This is a genomic window from Lederbergia lenta NBRC 16444, assembly GCF_001591545.1.
GTDB lineage: Bacteria > Bacillota > Bacilli > Bacillales > Bacillaceae_C > Lederbergia > Lederbergia lenta.
The window spans coordinates 508,881-528,009 of the sequence record NZ_BCVC01000001.1; the positions used below are offsets into that span (position 1 = coordinate 508,881).

General features: G+C 37.3%; 19 protein-coding genes. 16 read left to right on the forward strand and 3 right to left on the reverse strand.

Translation table 11 applies throughout. The features are described 5' to 3' along the window. Nucleotides 1–6: 6 nt before the first annotated feature. The 3 genes from BLE01S_RS02235 (at nt 7) to rarD (ending at nt 3,254) form a co-directional block, all read left to right on the forward strand. Complete coding sequence (locus tag BLE01S_RS02235; protein ID WP_066136870.1) at nt 7–201, forward strand: alpha/beta-type small acid-soluble spore protein; 195 nt, start codon at nt 7–9, stop codon at nt 199–201. Nucleotides 202–386: 185 nt separating this feature from the next. Further along, a complete protein-coding gene (gene mbcS / locus BLE01S_RS02240) occupies nt 387–1,961 on the forward strand; it encodes an acyl-CoA synthetase MbcS (protein WP_066136872.1) in 1,575 nt (524 codons plus the stop codon). Nucleotides 1,962–2,333: 372 nt separating this feature from the next. Then, complete coding sequence (rarD, locus tag BLE01S_RS02245) at nt 2,334–3,254, forward strand: EamA family transporter RarD (RefSeq protein ID WP_066136874.1); 921 nt, start codon at nt 2,334–2,336, stop codon at nt 3,252–3,254. A 40-nt stretch (nt 3,255–3,294) separates the two neighbouring features. On the opposite strand, the gene BLE01S_RS02250 is transcribed toward rarD, so the two are convergent. Continuing rightward, nucleotides 3,295–4,095: an NAD kinase gene (locus tag BLE01S_RS02250; RefSeq protein ID WP_066136876.1), complete on the reverse strand. Its 801-nt coding sequence runs from the start codon at nt 4,093–4,095 to the stop codon at nt 3,295–3,297. Between the two features lie 136 nt (nt 4,096–4,231). Here BLE01S_RS02250 and sppA point away from each other — a divergent pair, with 136 nt between their 5' ends. The 10 genes from sppA (at nt 4,232) to argH (ending at nt 14,640) form a co-directional block, all read left to right on the forward strand. Next, complete coding sequence (gene sppA / locus BLE01S_RS02255; RefSeq protein WP_066136879.1) at nt 4,232–5,239, forward strand: signal peptide peptidase SppA; 1,008 nt, start codon at nt 4,232–4,234, stop codon at nt 5,237–5,239. 13 nt (nt 5,240–5,252) lie between these two features. Next, nucleotides 5,253–5,777 carry an RDD family protein gene (locus BLE01S_RS02260; protein WP_066136881.1) on the forward strand — a complete coding sequence of 175 codons (525 nt, stop codon included), beginning with the start codon at nt 5,253–5,255 and terminating at the stop codon, nt 5,775–5,777. Nucleotides 5,778–6,016: 239 nt separating this feature from the next. After that, nucleotides 6,017–6,676: a DUF2953 domain-containing protein gene (locus BLE01S_RS02265; protein WP_066136883.1), complete on the forward strand. Its 660-nt coding sequence runs from the start codon at nt 6,017–6,019 to the stop codon at nt 6,674–6,676. Beyond that, nucleotides 6,657–7,109, forward strand: a complete 453-nt coding sequence (gene ytfJ, locus BLE01S_RS02270) for a GerW family sporulation protein (RefSeq protein ID WP_066136885.1) — start codon at nt 6,657–6,659, stop codon at nt 7,107–7,109. The genes BLE01S_RS02265 and ytfJ overlap by 20 nt, the downstream gene beginning before the upstream one ends. 529 nt (nt 7,110–7,638) lie before the next feature. Then, on the forward strand, nt 7,639–8,139 hold the full coding sequence (gene tpx, locus BLE01S_RS02275) for a thiol peroxidase (RefSeq protein ID WP_066136887.1): 501 nt from the start codon (nt 7,639–7,641) through the stop codon (nt 8,137–8,139). 175 nt (nt 8,140–8,314) lie between these two features. Further along, a complete protein-coding gene (locus BLE01S_RS02280; protein ID WP_066136889.1) occupies nt 8,315–9,307 on the forward strand; it encodes a class I SAM-dependent methyltransferase in 993 nt (330 codons plus the stop codon). Nucleotides 9,308–9,320: 13 nt separating this feature from the next. Then, entirely contained in the window at nt 9,321–10,514 is a 1,194-nt protein-coding gene (locus BLE01S_RS02285) for an acetate kinase (RefSeq protein ID WP_066136891.1), read from the forward strand. Nucleotides 10,515–10,565: 51 nt separating this feature from the next. Beyond that, nucleotides 10,566–11,408 (forward strand): EcsC family protein, encoded by an 843-nt coding sequence (locus BLE01S_RS02290; RefSeq protein WP_066136893.1) that lies wholly within the window; start codon nt 10,566–10,568, stop codon nt 11,406–11,408. 659 nt (nt 11,409–12,067) lie between these two features. Then, nucleotides 12,068–13,273: an argininosuccinate synthase gene (locus tag BLE01S_RS02295; RefSeq protein WP_066136895.1), complete on the forward strand. Its 1,206-nt coding sequence runs from the start codon at nt 12,068–12,070 to the stop codon at nt 13,271–13,273. Further along, entirely contained in the window at nt 13,270–14,640 is a 1,371-nt protein-coding gene (gene argH, locus BLE01S_RS02300) for an argininosuccinate lyase (protein WP_066136896.1), read from the forward strand. Before BLE01S_RS02295 ends, argH begins: the two co-directional genes overlap by 4 nt. A gap of 283 nt (nt 14,641–14,923) precedes the next feature. On the opposite strand, the gene BLE01S_RS02305 is transcribed toward argH, so the two are convergent. Next, nucleotides 14,924–15,376 (reverse strand): universal stress protein, encoded by a 453-nt coding sequence (locus BLE01S_RS02305; RefSeq protein WP_066136898.1) that lies wholly within the window; start codon nt 15,374–15,376, stop codon nt 14,924–14,926. A 97-nt stretch (nt 15,377–15,473) separates the two neighbouring features. Between BLE01S_RS02305 and BLE01S_RS20670 the strand changes: the two genes are divergently transcribed. After that, entirely contained in the window at nt 15,474–15,626 is a 153-nt protein-coding gene (locus BLE01S_RS20670) for a hypothetical protein (protein WP_157419479.1), read from the forward strand. Nucleotides 15,627–15,768: 142 nt separating this feature from the next. Then, the gene (ald, locus tag BLE01S_RS02310; protein ID WP_066136900.1) at nt 15,769–16,884 is read left to right on the forward strand and encodes an alanine dehydrogenase; all 1,116 of its coding nucleotides are present in this window, start codon (nt 15,769–15,771) and stop codon (nt 16,882–16,884) included. Between the two features lie 216 nt (nt 16,885–17,100). Here the strand turns inward: ald and BLE01S_RS02315 are convergent, their stop codons facing one another. Then, nucleotides 17,101–18,195 (reverse strand): M24 family metallopeptidase, encoded by a 1,095-nt coding sequence (locus BLE01S_RS02315; protein WP_066136902.1) that lies wholly within the window; start codon nt 18,193–18,195, stop codon nt 17,101–17,103. Between the two features lie 134 nt (nt 18,196–18,329). On the opposite strand from BLE01S_RS02315, the gene BLE01S_RS02320 reads away from it, so the two are divergent. Beyond that, complete coding sequence (locus BLE01S_RS02320; RefSeq protein WP_066136904.1) at nt 18,330–19,013, forward strand: metal-dependent hydrolase; 684 nt, start codon at nt 18,330–18,332, stop codon at nt 19,011–19,013. The last annotated feature ends 116 nt before the right edge of the window (nt 19,014–19,129 follow it).

A 19,129-nucleotide genomic window follows, 5' to 3' on the forward strand; every position in this document is an offset into this window, starting at 1 on the left:
AAACACATGCCAAACAGTAATAATCTTGTTGTACCTGGAGTTGAACAAGCTCTTGACCAAATGAAATACGAAATCGCTACTGAATTCGGTGTTCAATTGGGTGGAGAAACAACTTCACGTGCGAACGGTTCTGTCGGTGGAGAGATCACTAAACGTCTAGTTCAAATGGCTGAACAACAATTAGGCGGACAAGCACATTAATAATTTAATATATATGGATATAGGAAGCGGGTGCCAACCCGCTTCTTTCTTATTTAGAAAAGAGCCGAAATCCTCTTCTCATAAGGATAGCAATGTGGGCGCTTACTTATTTTCCTGAAACCTAATCATGTTCAAAGCATGCATCCTTTTGTATAATGGAGTAATCAACTCGGAGGAGGATGAAGATGAAACGAGAAGATTTAATAGCACCTGAAGATTATAATATCATCCAAGAGATGGATAAGTTTGCTCAAAACCCTCAAAAACTGGCAATTAAGTGGGAAAATGAACAAGGTGAAACGAAAGAAATTACATATAAAAACTTACTCGAAAATGCAAATAAAATTGGGAATGTTTTTAAAGCAAAGGGACTTAAAAAAGGTGATACGATTTTAGTGATGGTTCCGCGCTTGATTGAAGCGTATGAGGTGTATACTGCCGCTTTAAAATTAGGGCTTATTGTTATACCAAGTTCAGAAATGCTAAAGGCAAAGGATCTTGAATATAGAATTACGCACGGAGATGTAAAAGGTATTGTATGCTATTTTCCATATATTGATCAGTTTCAAGAATTGGAAAATACAAAGGGATTAATGAAGTTCTCAGTAGGCGCATCTGTTGAAGGATGGGAAGTTCTTGAGGAACTTGCACAAGCTGCTTCAAATGAGCTTGAAATGGCCGATACAAAGAGCTCGGATACTGCATTTTTGCCATATACATCAGGAACGACGGGAAATCCCAAAGCTGTCGTGCATACACATGGGTGGGGGTATGCCCATTTACGGACTGCCGCACCTAATTGGCTTAGTATTAGTGAAAATGATATCGTTTGGGCTACTGCAGGCCCTGGGTGGCAAAAGTGGATTTGGAGCCCATTCCTTTCCGTGTTAGGGACGGGTGCCACAGGCTTTGTCTATCATGGGAGATTTGATGCGCAAAAGTATTTAACTTTACTAGAAAAGTACGAAGTAAATGTTTTATGCTGTACACCGACAGAATATCGTATTATGGCAAAGGCAGACAATTTAGCAGATTTCAAACTCAGTCATCTACATAGTACAGTATCAGCGGGTGAACCATTAAATAGAGAAGTCATTGATACGTTTAGAAAATATTTTAATATTGATGTTCGTGATGGGTATGGACAAACGGAAAATACGTTGCTACTCGGGATTACGAAAGGTATGAAATTGAAACCAGGGTCAATGGGTAAGCCAACACCTGGTAATAGGGTAGAAATTATTAATGAATTTGGTGAGCCATGTGAAATTGGTGAAGTAGGGGATATTGCTGTTCATATCGAGACACCTGCGCTATTTCAAAAGTATCATAAAGAACCGGAGCGAACAGCGATGCAATTTAGGGGCGAATATTATGTTACTGGTGATAAAGCGAAAAAGGATGAGGAAGGCTATTATTGGTTTGAAGGGAGAGGGGACGATATTATCGTGAGTTCCGGCTACACAATCGGGCCTTTCGAAGTAGAAGACGCACTCGTAAAACATCCATTCGTGCAAGAGTGTGCAGTTGTCGCAAGCCCCGATGAAGTGCGAGGAAATATCGTAAAAGCATTTGTTATTTTAAAACCTGGCGTTAACCAAAACAAAGCAGATCTCGTTTTGGAATTGCAAAACCATGTGAAGACGACAACAGCTCCGTATAAATACCCGCGGAAAATTGAATTTGTCGAGGAATTACCAAAAACGACATCTGGAAAAATAATGCGAGTAGAGCTAAGGAAACGCGAACAAAATAAATAACAATAATATGCTGCTTTCGAGGAAACACTGAAAAACATTCGTCTATTCAATGAAATGAATAGCGGGATGAAAAAACTCTAAGCGAAAAAGCAAGCCGGAATCTTTTATAACTGTTCGAATAAGGCTATTAATTTTCGTATCTTTCACTACGATCTATGGAGTCGAAATTGGATAGAAGTGTAAACAATGTGTTTCACACTCAACTTTCCCATTTTAAAAGAACGTCCTTAAAATTTGCTTTCTAAATTTTAGGGTCGTTTTTTTAGATACTGATGTTAGCTCCTTTGTAAAATTTCTATAGCATCACAATTGGGAAACCATTATAATAGATTTTATTTCGAGATTCTAAGTAAATAATAGGGGACATATGTAATGACACAAGATGAGCGTAAAGGGATAGTATATGCAGGGGTTGCATATTCCTTATGGGGGATATTGGCACTTTTTTGGAAGCAATTGAATCATATATCAGCTGGAGAAATATTAGCAAATCGGATATTTTGGTCTTTTTGGTTCATGCTTCTCGTTTTAATTATAGGTAGGCAACTTCCAAGTTTATTTGCGAACCTAAAACAAATAAGACGTCACCCAAAAACATTTATTGCCCTCGGTGTAGCTTCAATATTAATAAGTATTAATTGGTTTTTATTTATTTGGGCTGTAAATATGAATATGCTTGTAGAAACAAGTCTAGGCTACTATATTAATCCATTGGTAAGTGTTTTACTGGGTGTCATCGTATTAAAAGAAAAATTATCGGCTATTCAAGTGGCTTCCTTTTTTCTTGCTTTAGGCGGCGTATTAATCATGACGATCACATACGGTCAATTTCCTTGGGTTTCCTTTGGATTAGCATTATCTTTTGGTGTGTATGGACTTGTGAAAAAGTTGATTAAAGTGGACTCTTCAATTGGGCTAGTACTTGAAACACTTGTCATTATGCCTGTAGCTTTCATATATTTAATGATTCAAATGTTCGATGGAACTGGATCATTATTTTCTGGATCGTTAGTAACTGATGGTTTACTAATGGTTTCCGGAGTAGTAACAGCAGTGCCATTGCTTTATTTTGCAAAAGGTGTTCAAAAAATCCCGCTATATTTAATGGGGTTTATGCAATATATTGCACCAACTTTGATGCTTTTTTTAGGTGTGTTTTTATATGGTGAACCTTTCGGTACCGTTCGAATAATTGCCTTTTCGTTCATTTGGACAGCTTTGGCTTTATTTACTTTATCAACAGTGAATTGGCCAAGTAGAAAAAAGAATAAGCAATTAGGAAAAATGGGATAAATTAAAACGAGCATCTAAATAAATGCTCGTTTTAATCGTTTTATAAAAAGGTTCGTTTTACTTTTTCCCAGAATGAGTTATTTTTTAGTTTGATCGTTTTGATACGTTTGTCAGTTAATTGAATCTCAACTTTTTCAACATGCTGGATGCTTAATGCTTCATTGTCCATCCCCATTGTCGGATAGTCATTCCCATCTTGAACAACTTTTAATAGAAGTTTTCGTTCTTCACCTAAAATGAAAGGTGAACCAAGAGTACGATAAAGATTATTATTTAATGATGCCATTTCGCCTACCTGCATACACGGAAGCATTGGGTCTACGATTGCTCCATTGATCGATTTATTATAAGCAGTACTTCCTGTCGGTGTGGAAATGACCATTCCATCGCCACGAAATGTTTCGAAGTGAAGACCATCAATGAACACATCGAGAACTAGTGTTTTGATGATGCCCGAACGAATGGTAAACTCATTTAGACAATAAAAGGATCCTTCTTCATCAATATCGACTTTGATAATTGGATATTTTCTAACTTCAATTTGCTCCATTGTCATTGCATCGACCATTTCATGCATGTTATTTATGTGGAAATCGCAGTAAAGTCCTTTAGTTCCAGAAGTGGCAATGCCTGCATATAGACAGTCCTGTCTAAAACCAGTTTTCCTCACAGCTTGTAAAAAAGTTCCATCTCCACCGATGCTAGCAATAATATTTGCGGATTGATGATCTTCCACAACTGTAAATTCATGTCTTTCAGCTAATTCATGTAAAGCAGTGATCTTTTCAATATTAGTTGGTTCGTTTTTGTGAAAAAAGAAAATGTTTTTACGTGATTCCATGAAAAGCCCTCCTCGGAAAAGTTTCAGATATTTGCTACAATGATAATTGTGTCTTTAATATTAACATGAGTTTGAAACTTTTTAAAAGGATGACACGTAACTATAAGTAAGAAAGTATGAAAATGGAGGAGATTTTATGAACGGGAAACGATGGGCAGCCCTTGCTATTGCTGCTGGTGTTTTATTTGTTTCGATTATCGTTAATTCAGCTAGCGCTTTTTTCTTTACCGACTTTTCAAAGGTGTTAGAGGATAATCTAGTTTCTGGCGGAACATTTGTTGAGGAAACAGTAGAGACTGGAAATGCTGCGAAAAAAATTGCTGTTCTTGAGGTGGATGGCGTGATTCAAGACACCGGTGAGACGCCTTCTATCTTTTCAAGTGGTTATATGCACAGAGAATTTATGGAAAAGCTCGATCATGTTAAAAATGATAACTCAGTAAAAGGAATTATGTTATATGTAAATTCACCAGGGGGCGGCACTAATGAATCGGCTGAAATTCATAAGAAGATAGTCGAAATAAGAGAAGAGACGAAAAAGCCAGTTTATGTATCGATGGGTGCGATGGCAGCATCAGGTGGATATTATATTTCAGCGCCAGCTGATAAAATTTTTGCTAGTCCAGAAACGCTAACGGGCTCTTTAGGAGTTATAATGCAAGGGGTTAATTTTGGCGAACTTGCAGAAAAGTTTGGTGTTGATTTTATGACGATTAAAAGTGGTCCCTACAAGGATATTATGAGTTCTTATCGTGAAATGACGAAAGAGGAAAAAGCAATCTTACAGTCAATGCTAGATAATTCTTATAATGAATTTGTTAGGATAATCGCAGAGGGACGTGGAATGACTGATTCTAAAGTTCGCGAATTAGCTGACGGAAGGATTTATGATGGTCGTCAAGCAAAAGAAGTAGGATTAATTGATGATTTTGGTTATCGGGAAGATGTAATTGCTCAAATGAAAAGTGATTATGATCTAAAAGATGCACAAGTAGTGCGATATTCTTCAGGGGCTGGAAGTTTCGGTTCGTTATTTGGTCTTGCTGCACAAAAAATTGGGGGGAAAGAAGCGGAAATGACAGGCATTCTGAAGTTGCTATCTCATCCAAATGCCCCGAGATTAATGTATTTATATTCCGAATAATGGAGGTGAAATAATGACAAAGGATTATTCTATGGAAAACAATAAGACAGAGGATGAGACTTTTAATCAGGCCTTATCCACTAATAGCCCTCATATTGAATTACCATTAACACCTGCTATCACTCCATATTATGCTGGGTTCTGGATGAGATTTTGGGCGTATTTACTTGACTGTGCAGTTATTTTTGGCATAAATGGTATGTTTATTAAACCGGTGTTTCGCATGCTAGACATTTCATTATCTAAGGTAGGAGTATTTTCGGCATATGCTATTATTTCGGGTTTAGTATTTTATTTGTACTTTATTCTTATGACAAAATTATTAGATCAAACACTTGGAAAGATGGTGTTTGGATTAAAAGTTATATCGCTAAAAAAATCTCAATTATCGTGGGGGACAGTGGTATTTAGGGAAGGTATAGGACGCTATATCTCTGTCACATTGAAATTTTTATATGCCATTGCTGCGTTTACACCGAAAAAGCAAGCACTGCATGACATGTTTGCTGATACAGCAGTCATACATGAGCGTACTTGAAGAAAAGCAAAAGCGACTGGTTAGCGACGTACAAACTGGGCCCGCATGATGCGGGTCCCTCAATGCCGTCAGGGCGTGGCTAGTTATAGTCATGAATCTTATTCGCTTATCTATTTTAGATAGATAAGCGGTTTGCTAGTTGCTGAGGAACTTAAGAAAATGAAAAAAATGAACTCGCTACCTTAAAGCGGGTTTATTTTTTTTGATGAAAGGAAATACTGCATAGCTGGAGGGATAATATGGTTCTTTCCAGTATAGTCATTATATTAATAGTGATTTCCGTCATTTTAATAACGATGAAAGTGAAAGTGGAACTAAGGTTGTGTATCGGATCTAAACAGAATGAAATAGATATTCAGATTAAAACATTATTTAACTTGATCAAAGTGAAGAAAAAGTTTCCACTATCAAATATACAAAACGTAGAATCGGATGATTTAGAAGTGGAAAAACAAACTCCTATTTCACTTAATGACTTCGGGGGTCTAAAGGAAAAGCTAATCGAACTTTACATGGATATAAAGCCGTTTATTCAGGTTCTTTTCTCGTTTTTTAGAAAAATTACAATTCGAAAGCTAAATTGGCGAACCAAAGTAGGATTGGGGAATGCAGCTTCGACAGCGGTAACAAGTGGCATTATTTGGTCTTTTAAAGGGGTTGCATTAGCTTTTATTGATAGCCATTTCAAAATGAAAAAGTCCCATTCTATAAATGTAATAACGGATTTTAACCAGTATTCATTAACAACAGAACTTGATTGTATGATATCTGTTAGGGCAGGGGATACTATAAAAGTAGCTTGGAAGTTGTATCGAACATGGAAAAAGTTAAATATAACATATTTAATCCGACACGAAATGGCTAATAGGAGGAGCAGCGATGAGCGAACATCCAATTAAAGGGTTAATGACAACTGCAATGGAAAATTTAAAAGAAATGATTGATGTTAATACAATTGTCGGAGATCCGGTCGAGACACCGGATGGAGGAGTTATCCTCACTGTCTCCAAGGTAGGTTTTGGATTTGCAATGGGTGGAAGTGAATTTAATGGTGGAGGCAGTAACGACCAGCAAGATCAAGGTGGGGAACTACCTTTTGGAGGAGGAAGCGGTGGTGGTGTATCGATAACACCGATTGCATTTCTTGTTGTCAATAAAGAAGGCGTTAATATGCTTCATTTGGAACAAAACACACACTTGATTGAAAAATTAATTGATCTTGCACCAGGAGCAGTTGAAAAAGTTCAAAAAATGATTAGTAATAATAATCAATTAAAAAATAAGCATCAACAATCTACAAGAGATGAAAAAGGCTTAGATTTTGATATTTAGAAATTTGACAAAGACTCGCTAATTTCAGCGAGTTTTTTAATGTCAGGACATATAAACTATCATGGGACGTGGATAAAAAGTTAAAAGTGGTCTGGCATCCTAAGACTAGAAAACATTAAGCCAATCCCCATAATTAGGAAATACTAAATTACCTTTGGTTCCTAGTATTTCCTATATTTCGCCAGAGAAACTAGGTTCCTCGACTAAAACCGCCACGTCCTGTGGCCGCGTCGAGGGACCCGCATCATGCGGGCTCAGTTTCTACGTCGGTGAGCAAGGCGTTTCCGCTTTTCTATGATGTCTAGCTCCAGCGTCCAGCGACTAGCAAACTTCAGGATGCTTCCTACGATAAGTCAACATCGGCTCGCCTTTACAGGCTCACCGTGTTTCCTTTATCTCGTCAGAATCCCTCCAGTTTGTACGTCGCTAAACGGACGCTTCCGCTTTTCTATATAATGCGTTATCCTTGCAAGATTGGCAATTATCGACAATGATAGATATATACTTACTATTAAGGAGGAATGGATTTATGGCATCAGTTACGTTTAAAGGAAACCCAATGACACTAGTTGGTAATGAAGTAAAAGTAGGAGAAAGCGCACCGGATTTTACAGTGTTGGCAAACGATTTGTCCGAAGTGAAGTTAAGTGATAATAAAGGTACAGTTCGACTTATTAGTGTTGTTCCATCTGTAGATACGGGAGTGTGTGCAGCTCAAACAAAACGCTTTAATGATGAAATAGGGAAATTAGGAGATGTTTCAGTTCTCACAATTTCTGCTGATTTACCTTTTGCACAAGCTCGTTGGGCGCAAGAAAATGGTTTTAATGATGCAAAAATATTCTCCGATCATCGCGATCTTTCTTTTGGGGAAGCTTACGGTGTGATTATGAAAGAATTGCGACTATTAGCTCGCAGTGTTTTTGTGATTGATAGTAATGATAAAGTTGTGTATGCTGAATATGTTGCTGAAGGAACAAATCATCCGGATTATGATAAAGCACTTGAGGCAGCTAAACAAGCAAAATAAAAGAGTTGAATATATGCCCTGGATGTTGTCCGGGGCTGTTTTTATGTCGGAAATCTTTAAGGATCTTAAGACTTCACATTTTTAACACAGCTTATTTTGTAGTGACGCTTATTTCTTGTTTGCAAGCGCGCAGAAAGATAAAATGTATATATGGATATTGATAGGAGGTTCGAAAGTGACCATTACTCCAATAGAGAAACTGTTTACAATATTTGATGAATCAGCAGAGGTATTACAGGAAGAACTGGGATGTACATATTTAGAAGCACTAGCTGCAACAGGCGAAAATCTTTTTCAAGCAGAAATATTACAGGATAATGTAAATGATCTAACGAAAAAACGTCTACGAAAAAAATATGAAGAAGTTACTTTAGCTTCATTCTCTCCAGAAGAAATCCGCAAAGCTTATCAACTAGCCCTTTTAAAAGGAACGAAACATCATGTACAACCGAACCATCAAATGACTCCAGACTCGATCGGTCATATGATTAGTTACTTTACAGGGAAGTTTTTAAATAAACGAACTGATTTGACAATGATGGATCCAGCTGTTGGCACAGGAAATTTACTATCGACAATTATTAATGGGCACAATGATAATATAAATATCCAAGCATACGGTGTTGAAGTAGATGATCTATTGCTAAAGCTTGCATATGTAGGAGCAAGCCTTCAAGAACAGCGAGTAGAGTTTTTCTATCAAGATGCACTTGAGCCGCTATTTATTGATCCGGTTGATGCTGTTATTTGTGATTTGCCAGTAGGTTACTATCCTAATGATGAACAGGCGAAATCTTATGAATTGAATTCTACAGATGGACATGCATATGCTCATCACCTAATCATGGAACAGAGTATTAAACACACGGTACACGGTGGATATTTGTTTTTTCTAATACCTAATGGTTTATTTGAGTCCAAAGAAGCACCGAAGCTACATGAATATTTACAAAAAAATGTTCATATTCAAGGAATTATTCAGTTGCCACTTTCTTTATTTAAAGATGAACAAGCTGCGAAAAGCTTAATGATTCTACAAAAGAAAATGCCGGGATTAAAAGCTCCAAAAGAAGTCTTACTTGCTTCACTCCCGAAATTATCTAATAAAGATGCTTTAAATAAAATGTTGGCCGGAATGGAAAAATGGTTTAAAGAAAATAAAGAATAAAGGGTGATTATTTTTGTCTAAAATATTTGCAGTAAATGCTGGAAGCTCTTCTATAAAATTCCAGCTCTTTAATATGCCTAGTGAAGAAGTTATTACAAAAGGAATGTTTGAACGAATTGGTTTACCTGATTCCGTATTTACCATTTTTGTAAATGGAGAACGCCATAAGGAAGTTTCTGATATTGCAAACCATGCAGAAGCAGTAGAAATACTTCTAGATCGTCTGACATCTCTTGGAGTTATCGATTCATTATCTGAAATAGAAGGTGTCGGCCACCGTGTCGTTCACGGGGGAGAAATTTTTAATGATTCAGCTGTGATTACAGCTGAGGTGTTGGAACAAATAGAAGGTTTATCAGAACTTGCTCCTCTTCATAACCCAGCAAACGTTACAGGAATTAAAGAATTTATAAAGGCACTTCCGAATGTTCCGGCTATTGCTGTTTTTGATACTGCATTCCACCAAACGATGCCGGAAAGTTCTTTTCTATATAGTCTTCCTTATGACTATTATGAAACATATGGTATTCGTAAATATGGATTCCATGGTACTTCTCATAAATATGTGTCAGAGAGAGCAGCTGTACTATTAGAACGACCACTTTCTCAATTGCGTTTAATTTCATGCCATCTTGGAAATGGAGCAAGTATTGCTGCAATTAAAGGCGGAGAGTCAATCGATACATCTATGGGCTTTACTCCATTAGCGGGTGTTACAATGGGGACTAGATCAGGAAATATTGACCCGGCTTTAATTCCTTATGTAATGGAGAAGACAGGGAAGACGGTTGATGAAGTATTAGATGTATTAAATAAAAAGTCAGGTATGCTCGGAGTTTCCGGATTTTCAAGCGATTTGCGCGATATTCATAATGAAGCAACAGCAGGAAATCACCGTGCAGAATTAGCGTTAGATATTTTTGCAGACAGAATTCATAAATATATTGGATCTTATGCAGCACGTATGTCTGGTGTAGACGCGATTATATTTACAGCAGGTATTGGAGAAAACAGTGATGTTATCCGTGCGAAAGTATTACATGGTCTTGAGTTTATGGGTGTTTATTGGGATCCTGAGTTAAATAAGGTTCGTGGGAAAGAAACGTTCTTAAGCTACCCACATTCTCCAGTAAAAGTACTCGTAATTCCGACTGATGAGGAAATAATGATTGCAAGGGATGTTGTTAGATTAGCTAAAATACAGTAAAGTTAGATATTATTCAAAGGAATAACTCATAGCCCTAAAGGAGTGGTTTCAATGAACTTGACAAAAAGAGACGAAAAGCTTTGGGAGGAATTGCAGGACTGGCGTCAATCATTTTTTGAGTATGAAGCTACTGATTTTGAAAATGCATATGATAAATGGATGGACCAAATATTCACACTCCTGCCCCTCACATTACAAGCACAATTTTTCGAGAAAATGGATAATTGGTTTTTTCAAGTGAATTCATTGATACGAGGAACACAATTTCAAAATGAAATAAGAACTAGAATTTTGAATGCGGCGAGATCTATGAGTAGTGAAATTGCGACTTTAGATGATATGAGACAGCTTCCAGTGGATCAGCTAACATTTTTAGCTGAACAACAGGCGGCAAAACATCGACTTTACTCATTAATACAAGGTGGGGCAGCAGGATCTGGACAACCAATATTAATTGGGAGTGATTTTCTCTCGACTATTGTGATCAATTTACGGGCAGTTCAAGTTATTGCCATGTCGTATGGTTACGATGTCCAGTCACCTGCTGGTCTGTTAGAAACAGTCAAGGTATATAACACAGCAACAATGCCGGATCGATTGAAGATGTTTGGATGGGAAGATTTAATGGATGATCTGCAAAAAAGTGATGAAGCATTTTACTTTGATATCCATGAAAGAATCATTGATCAAACATGGTTAGATGAGCCTTTAAAACAAATGCTTAAAATTAGTTTAATTTTGATGTTTTCAAGGAAAAAGGTATCAGGCGTGCCACTGCTTTCGATGGCAATAGGAGCTGGAGTAAATTACAATACAACAAGGCAAGTGACACAATTTGCGGTGAAATATTATCAGTACAAGCATATGCTCGAAAAAAATGGCGATTTAACATGAGTGGTTGAAGCTCATGTTAAATCGGGAGTGCCTAATCAGATATCATGTGTATTGTCTCTGAGAGTGATATGAGAACTGAATCGACTAACAAAAGTGGAAAACTAATAGAGCGACTTCTCTTAATAGCTGGACATGATGTTCAAAGCTGTCAAGTTGTAGAGATGATCATTCATCATTCACCCGGTTGTAGAAGCAATTAGTTTTGAAGGTAGAGTCGATGGTGCACAGGGATTGCTAAAAGATACGTGACGATTGAATCTGTGTTAGACCTATTTGAAAAGGAATAATTGTTTCGGTGAATTATTAAGGATGCTTGGTTGTACAGAGAATATTAGTTTAGTTCAGCAACAATGTTGTCGGGGGCAATTGCCGGAATGTATAAAAATAAAGTGACTTTTATTATCCTATGTTCTTTAGGTGCAGTGAAGATTGCTATGAAAAAGCTTATTCATAAAGAGCTTGTCCATATTGTAAAAGAGGTAAAAAAATAAAAGGCAAAAAGATTCTAGGGAATCTTTTTGTCTTTTATTCTTTTATTTATACAATTTTATGAATAAGTATTGAAAAATAAAATGTAATATGATAGTATCCTATATAATAAATGATTAAAAATAAACAATTATGTATAACTATACAATTATAAATAGGAGGTTGTATTCATGAAAAAGAAAGTTGTTCTTGCATATTCCGGTGGTTTAGATACTTCAGTAGCAATAAAATGGTTCCTTGATGAAGGATATGACGTCATTGCATGTTGTCTTGATGTTGGGGAAGGAAAAGATTTAGCGTTTATTCAATCAAAAGCATTGGAAATGGGAGCTTCAAAAAGCCATATCATTGATGCAAAAGAAGAGTTTGCTAATGAATATGCGTTATTATCACTTCAAGCACACACGATGTATGAAGGAAAATACCCGCTTGTTTCTGCGTTATCAAGACCATTGATTTCTAAAAAATTAGTTGAAGTGGCCGAACAAGAAAATGCGGATGCTGTTGCACATGGCTGTACTGGAAAAGGTAATGACCAAGTCCGCTTTGAAGTTTCTATTAAAGCGTTAAATCCAAATCTGGAAGTGTTGGCACCTGTACGTGAATGGAGCTGGTCACGTGAGGAGGAGATTGCATATGCAAAAGAAAAAGGGATTCCCATTCCGATTGATTTGGATAGCCCGTATTCCGTTGACCAAAACTTGTGGGGTAGAGCCAATGAGTGTGGGATTTTAGAAGATCCATGGGTTGCACCGCCAGAGGATGCATATGATCTAACAGTTGCACTAGAGAACACGCCAGATACACCTGATGTAATCGAAATTGATTTTGTAAAAGGGGTTCCTGTATCAATAGATGGAAAAAAATATTCTTTAAGTGAATTAATTCTAGAACTGAATACAATCGCTGGAAAACATGGTGTCGGACGTATTGACCATGTAGAAAACAGATTGGTTGGTATCAAATCTCGTGAAATTTATGAATGCCCTGGTGCTATGACACTATTAACGGCTCATAAAGAATTGGAAGATTTAACATTGGTGAAAGAATTAGCCCATTTCAAGCCAGTGATCGAAAAGAAATTAACGGAATTAATCTATGATGGACTTTGGTTCTCGGCATTAAAACCGGCGCTGACAGCATTTTTAGAAGAAACGCAACAATACGTAAATGGCACAGTCAGAGTGAAATTATTTAAAGGTCATGCGATTGTAGAAGGTAGAAAATCACCTAATTCTTTATATGACGAAAATCTTGCAACATATACTTCTGCTGATGAATTTGATCAATCGGCATCTGTTGGTTTCATTAAACTTTGGGGGCTGCCAACAGAAGTTCACAGCATGATTCACAAAAAGGACGGGGTTAAAGCATGAAAAAAGCATGGGGAGGACGTTTTTCGAAATCGCCGGAGCAATGGATCGAAGAATTCGGTGCCTCTATCTCTTTTGACAAAGAGCTTGTTTTTGAAGACATTGAAGGCAGTATTGCTCATGTGAAAATGCTTGGGAAGACGAATATTATCCCACTTGTCGAAAGTGAAAAAATTGCAGATGGTCTTGAGAAACTAAAAGCGAAGGCAGAAGACGGGAAGCTTGAATATTCTGCCTCTGAAGAAGATATTCATTTAAACTTGGAAAAAATGCTGATCAAGGAAATTGGAGCAGTTGGAGGAAAACTTCATACTGGCAGAAGTCGTAATGACCAAGTAGCAACAGATATGCATCTCTATCTAAAAAAGCAAGTTGAAATAATTATTGCGCATATCAATGAACTTCAAACTGCTCTAGTTGATCAGGCAAATAAAAATGTCGAGACTGTTTTTCCAGGATATACTCATTTACAACGTGCACAACCTGTATCATTTGCACATCATTTACTCGCATACTTTTGGATGCTTGAGCGTGATAAGGAACGCTTTACAGAGAGTTTAAAACGTATTGATATTTCTCCATTAGGAGCAAGTGCGTTAGCAGGTACCACTTTTCCAATTGATCGCCATTATGCAGCAGAGTTATTAGGTTTTTCTAGCGTATACGAAAATAGTATGGATGCGGTGAGTGATCGAGATTTTATTGTTGAATTTCTAAGTAATGCAGCTTTGACAATTACTCACTTGTCGAGACTGGCAGAAGAATTCATTCTATGGTCGAGCAAAGAGTTCAATTATATTGAGCTCGATGATACATATGCGACTGGAAGTAGTATCATGCCACAAAAGAAAAATCCTGATATGGCTGAATTGATTCGCGGTAAAAGTGGAAGAGTCATCGGAAATTTGATGTCAATGCTCACTGTTTTGAAAGGTCTACCACTAACTTATAATAAAGATATGCAAGAAGATAAAGAAGGAATGTTTGATACTGTGCATACAATCATTGGCTCCTTAAAGATCTTTACAGGTATGATTGCTACGATGTCAGTGAAAACTGATTCAATGGAATCAGCAGTGCACCAGGACTTTTCTAATGCGACTGAGCTAGCGGATTATTTAGCAGCAAAAGGAATACCATTTAGAGAAGCACATGAAATTGTTGGAAAATTAGTACTTTCTTGTATAAATAAAAATTGCTATTTACTCGATTTGAGATTACCTGAACTGAAAGAAGCTTGTGCTGAAATCGAAGAAGATGTGTTTACAATCTTATCTCCTGTCGAAGCTGTAAAAAGAAGAAATTCTTACGGTGGAACAGGTTTTGAACAAGTGAAAAAACAATTAGACAAAGCGCAACAATTGCTGTGAAATCATGCCACTAGCGTATGGAATTAAACCGTAATGAAACAACGGATAAGGTTATTACTTCATGTGAAAACTCCGTTATGTCTTGCCTAAGTAACAGCAGCTTCTTCAATGATGCTGACTCATCTTAGGAAGCGGTCATAGATAAGCGTTGACATTAGAGAATGAATAAAAAGCATGCCTACATAATGAGGCATGCTTTTTATTTATATAGGAATAATAAAACGATAAGCCACTCCTGTAAATGGGAATGGCTTATTGCTCAATGACATTGTCTTACATGAATTTAATTATCATCAATTTCAGTTCGTACTACGAGCACATCACAGGCAGCGGCACGAGTAATTTGTTCGGAAACACTACCAATGAGTAATCGCTCAACAGCATTTAAGCCGGTTGCCCCACATATAATAAGATCGGCATTTATTTGTTTGGCAGTTTGTTTAGGGATCACACTTTTCGGTGAACCACGTTCAATAATCGTTTCCAAAGTCTTAAGGCCACGAGCCTTTGCTTCTTTTTGATATTCGTCTAGAAGGTTTTCTGCATAGTTTACAGCTCGTTCAGCCATTGTTCCGTCATATGACTCTATCGAAACATATGATCTGGTATCAATTACATGAACTAAGGTGAGTTTTGCATTGTTTCGTATTGCAATTTGCACTGCTTTTTTAAATGCACATTCAGCAGATTTAGAACCATCAACCGCAACTAAGATGTTTTGATAAGCTAATTCCATTTGCAATCGCCTCCTTAATTTATTTTAACATGTTTCGACTAGTATATCTGTTCTCGGATATCAAATAATAAAAAAAGTAATGAAGGAGTTGATAAAAGTGGAAAAAAGCGACCAAAACTCATTTATTTCCAAGGATGAAAAGAGTAATGATCAAACAATTAAACAAATTAATGAGATGTATGCTACTGGTGTAGTAGAAGAATTGGATGAATGGGCTAATCAAAAAGAGCAAGCTTTTTTAGACGAGTAGCTTTCAGTGAAAAATATACAATGTATACACTTTTCATTATGAATTTTCTAACATTCTCTTGCTTTCGATGGAAAAAAGCTGTTATCAATTGTCGAAAATGTTATATTGGTAATGTAGAATCATCGAACAGGAGGACGAAGGAATGCAGATCGGAATACCGAAAGAGACAAAAAACAATGAAAATCGGGTTGCGATGACCCCTGCTGGAGCAATGACACTAACAGCAGCCGGCCATGAAGTTTATATTGAAACTGGAGCCGGACTCGTTTCGGGATTCACTGATGAAGATTATGTAGAAGCGGGCGCGAAAATCGTAAATAGCGCTGAAAAAGCTTGGTCATTTGAAATGGTAATGAAAGTAAAAGAACCATCACGCGAAGAATATCGGTTCTTTCATGAAGATCTGATATTATTTACCTATTTGCACCTTGCTGCTGAATCAGAATTGACCGAAGCTTTGGTGGCAAATAAAGTAACGGGGATTGCGTATGAAACAGTTCAACACCCTAATGGTGGTTTACCACTATTAACTCCGATGAGTGAAGTTGCCGGTAGGATGGCAGTACAAGTAGGAGCACAGTTTCTTGAGAAAAATTATGGTGGACAAGGAATTTTATTGTCGGGTGTACCTGGTGTACAACGAGGGGTAGTTACTATTATTGGTGGCGGAGTTGCAGGATTAAATGCCGCGAAAATGGCTGTCGGGTTTGGTGCACAAGTAAATATAATCGATTTAAATCCAGCGCGTTTAAGACAACTGGATGAAGTTTTCGGTAATAATGTGAGCACATTAATATCAAATCCTTATAATATAGCCGAGGCTGTACGTGCTTCCGATCTGGTGATTGGAACAGTATTAATTCCAGGTGCAAAAGCACCAAAACTAGTTACAACGAATATGATTAAAACAATGAAGCCAGGTTCTGTAGTAATTGATATTGCTATTGATCAAGGTGGTATTTTTGAAACGTCTGATCGAGTAACCACTCATGCAGAACCAACATATGTGAAGCACGGTGTTGTGCATTATGCAGTTGCGAATATGCCAGGTGCAGTTCCTAGAACTTCAACATTTGCGTTAACGAATGCAACTGTACCATATGCGTTACGGATAGCGAACAAAGGATTTAAACAAGCGATTTTAGAAGATGAAGCTTTGTTAAAGGGCGTAAATACGTTTAATGGCCACGTCACTTACCGAGCGGTTGCTGAGGCGCTAGAACTTCCATATCAAGAGGTAAAACAATTATTACAATAATAAAGCAAAACAACCACCTGAATTATAGGTGGTTGTTTTTTAAGGAGGTGCTTTCCCCATCAGTTAAAGATGCCAAAGGATGACAGCCAGTAAGAGAGGAACGATCGCTAGTAAGCTTGGATGATTAACCTTTTATATGCTTACCTTTTAGACGAAAAAACAGATGAATGTTAGGGGACATCCATCTGTTTTAAAATAATATTGTTTTTATGAAAATTAAACGATTTGTAGTGATTTAGGAAACTTCGTAAGCGTTTCTACACCGTTTTCGGATAGGTAGACATCGTCTTCAATGCGCACGCCGGCAACTTCGGGAACGTATATTCCAGGTTCGATCGTAAATACCATTCCAGGTTTTATTTCTAACTCATTAGTAGCTGTCATAGATGGATACTCATGAACGCTAATCCCAAGGCCATGTCCTAGACGATGTGGAAAATAGTCACCATATCCAGCATCTTGGATAATCTGCCTAGCTGTCAAATCAAGTTCCGAAGCTTTCACACCAGGTTTTACAGCGTTCAAAGCAACTTCTTCTGCTTGTAAAACAGTTTGGTAAATATGAGCTTGCTTATCAGAAATATCTCCATAGGCAATCGTTCTAGTAATATCAGAGCAGTATCCTTCGAAAATGACTCCGAGGTCGAACAGAACAAGATCACCTTTTTGAATTTTTGTAAGTCCAGGTGTTCCATGTGGAAGCGCAGCGTTTGCGCCAGTCAGTACCATCGTGTCAAATGACATACCCGAAACACCTTTTTTCTTTACTTCATATTCAATAGTAGCAATCAAATCAAGTTCCGTTTTCCCCGCTGCAATTTCATTCATGCCGACTTGAACAGCAAAATCAGCAAGTTCACACGCTTTTTTTAGCAAAGAAATTTCTTTATCATCTTTAATCATTCTAAGCTCGTTAAGAACAGCTTCAGCTCTTACGAAATTTGCACCTGTAAAACGATTGGCTAGCTCTTCATATCGTTCCAAATTTAAGTGCTCTTTTTCAACTGCCCATTTTCGTATTTTATCAACGCGGCGTTTTATCGATTTTTCAACGAGTCCCCATGTGTCGTCCGTATCACTATAGCCTAAAATTTCGTATTCCCAGCCAGCGTTCTTTGCGTCTAGTGTCTCCATTCCAGGACAGATGAGAAATGGTTCGGCCTCTTGAAAAACGGCTAATCCTAATAATCTTTCGTGAGGCTCACTTCGAAAACCGGTTAAGTAAAAAACATTATCGGGTGAGGTAATAAAAGCAGCATCAATATCTTCTTCTTTCATCCAATCAATCAATTTATTTAATCTTTGATTCATCTTCGTTCATCTCCTAAAAATTAATTCCATGTTAAGGGTATCAGTTTTGAGGGTAAAAAAAAAGAAAGCTGTTAAAAAATATTTGCTTGGACTGGTATAATAGAGAAAAAAGTAGCAGAAGGAGTGTTTAAATAATGAAAATCTCTTATCACGGACATTCAGTTATTAAAATAGAAACAAATGGAAAGCAGATTATTATTGATCCTTTTATTACTGGAAATGAATTGACAGACTTAAGCGCAGAAAATGAAAATCCCGATGTCATTATTTTAACGCACGGCCATAGTGACCACGTAGGAGATACAGAATCGATTGCTCAACGTTCTAATGCGCTTGTAATCGCTCCTAATGAGTTAGCAACGTATCTAGAATGGCAAGGATTACGTACACATCCAATGCATATAGGGGGTGCATATACTTTCGATTTTGGGAAAGTGAAATTGACACCAGCGTTTCATGGATCCGCGATCTTTACTGAGGATAAAGAAATTATATATTTAGGAATGCCTGCTGGCGTTTTATTTATGGCTGAAGGTAAAACCATCTATCATGCTGGAGATACGGCTTTATTTTCAGATATGAAATTGATAGGTGAACGTCATCCGATTGATATAGCCTTTTTGCCAATTGGAGATAATTTTACGATGGGACCTGAAGATGCAGCGTTGGCTGCTAAATTCCTCGGAGCGAAAACGGTTGTTCCAATCCATTATAATACTTTCCCGCCGATCAAACAGGACCCGCAAGTATTTATTGATTTACTTGAAAGTGATATACACGGAAAAGTAATGATAGCAGGGGAGACGATTGAAATATAAAAGTTATTTGAAAAGGCCACTAATCTTAGTGGTCTTTTATTTTTGCTAAAACCTGTGAACAATGAAGCAGAAGTGAACAGATCCTAAGCAAGTCCTAGCCAATACTTGCATAGACT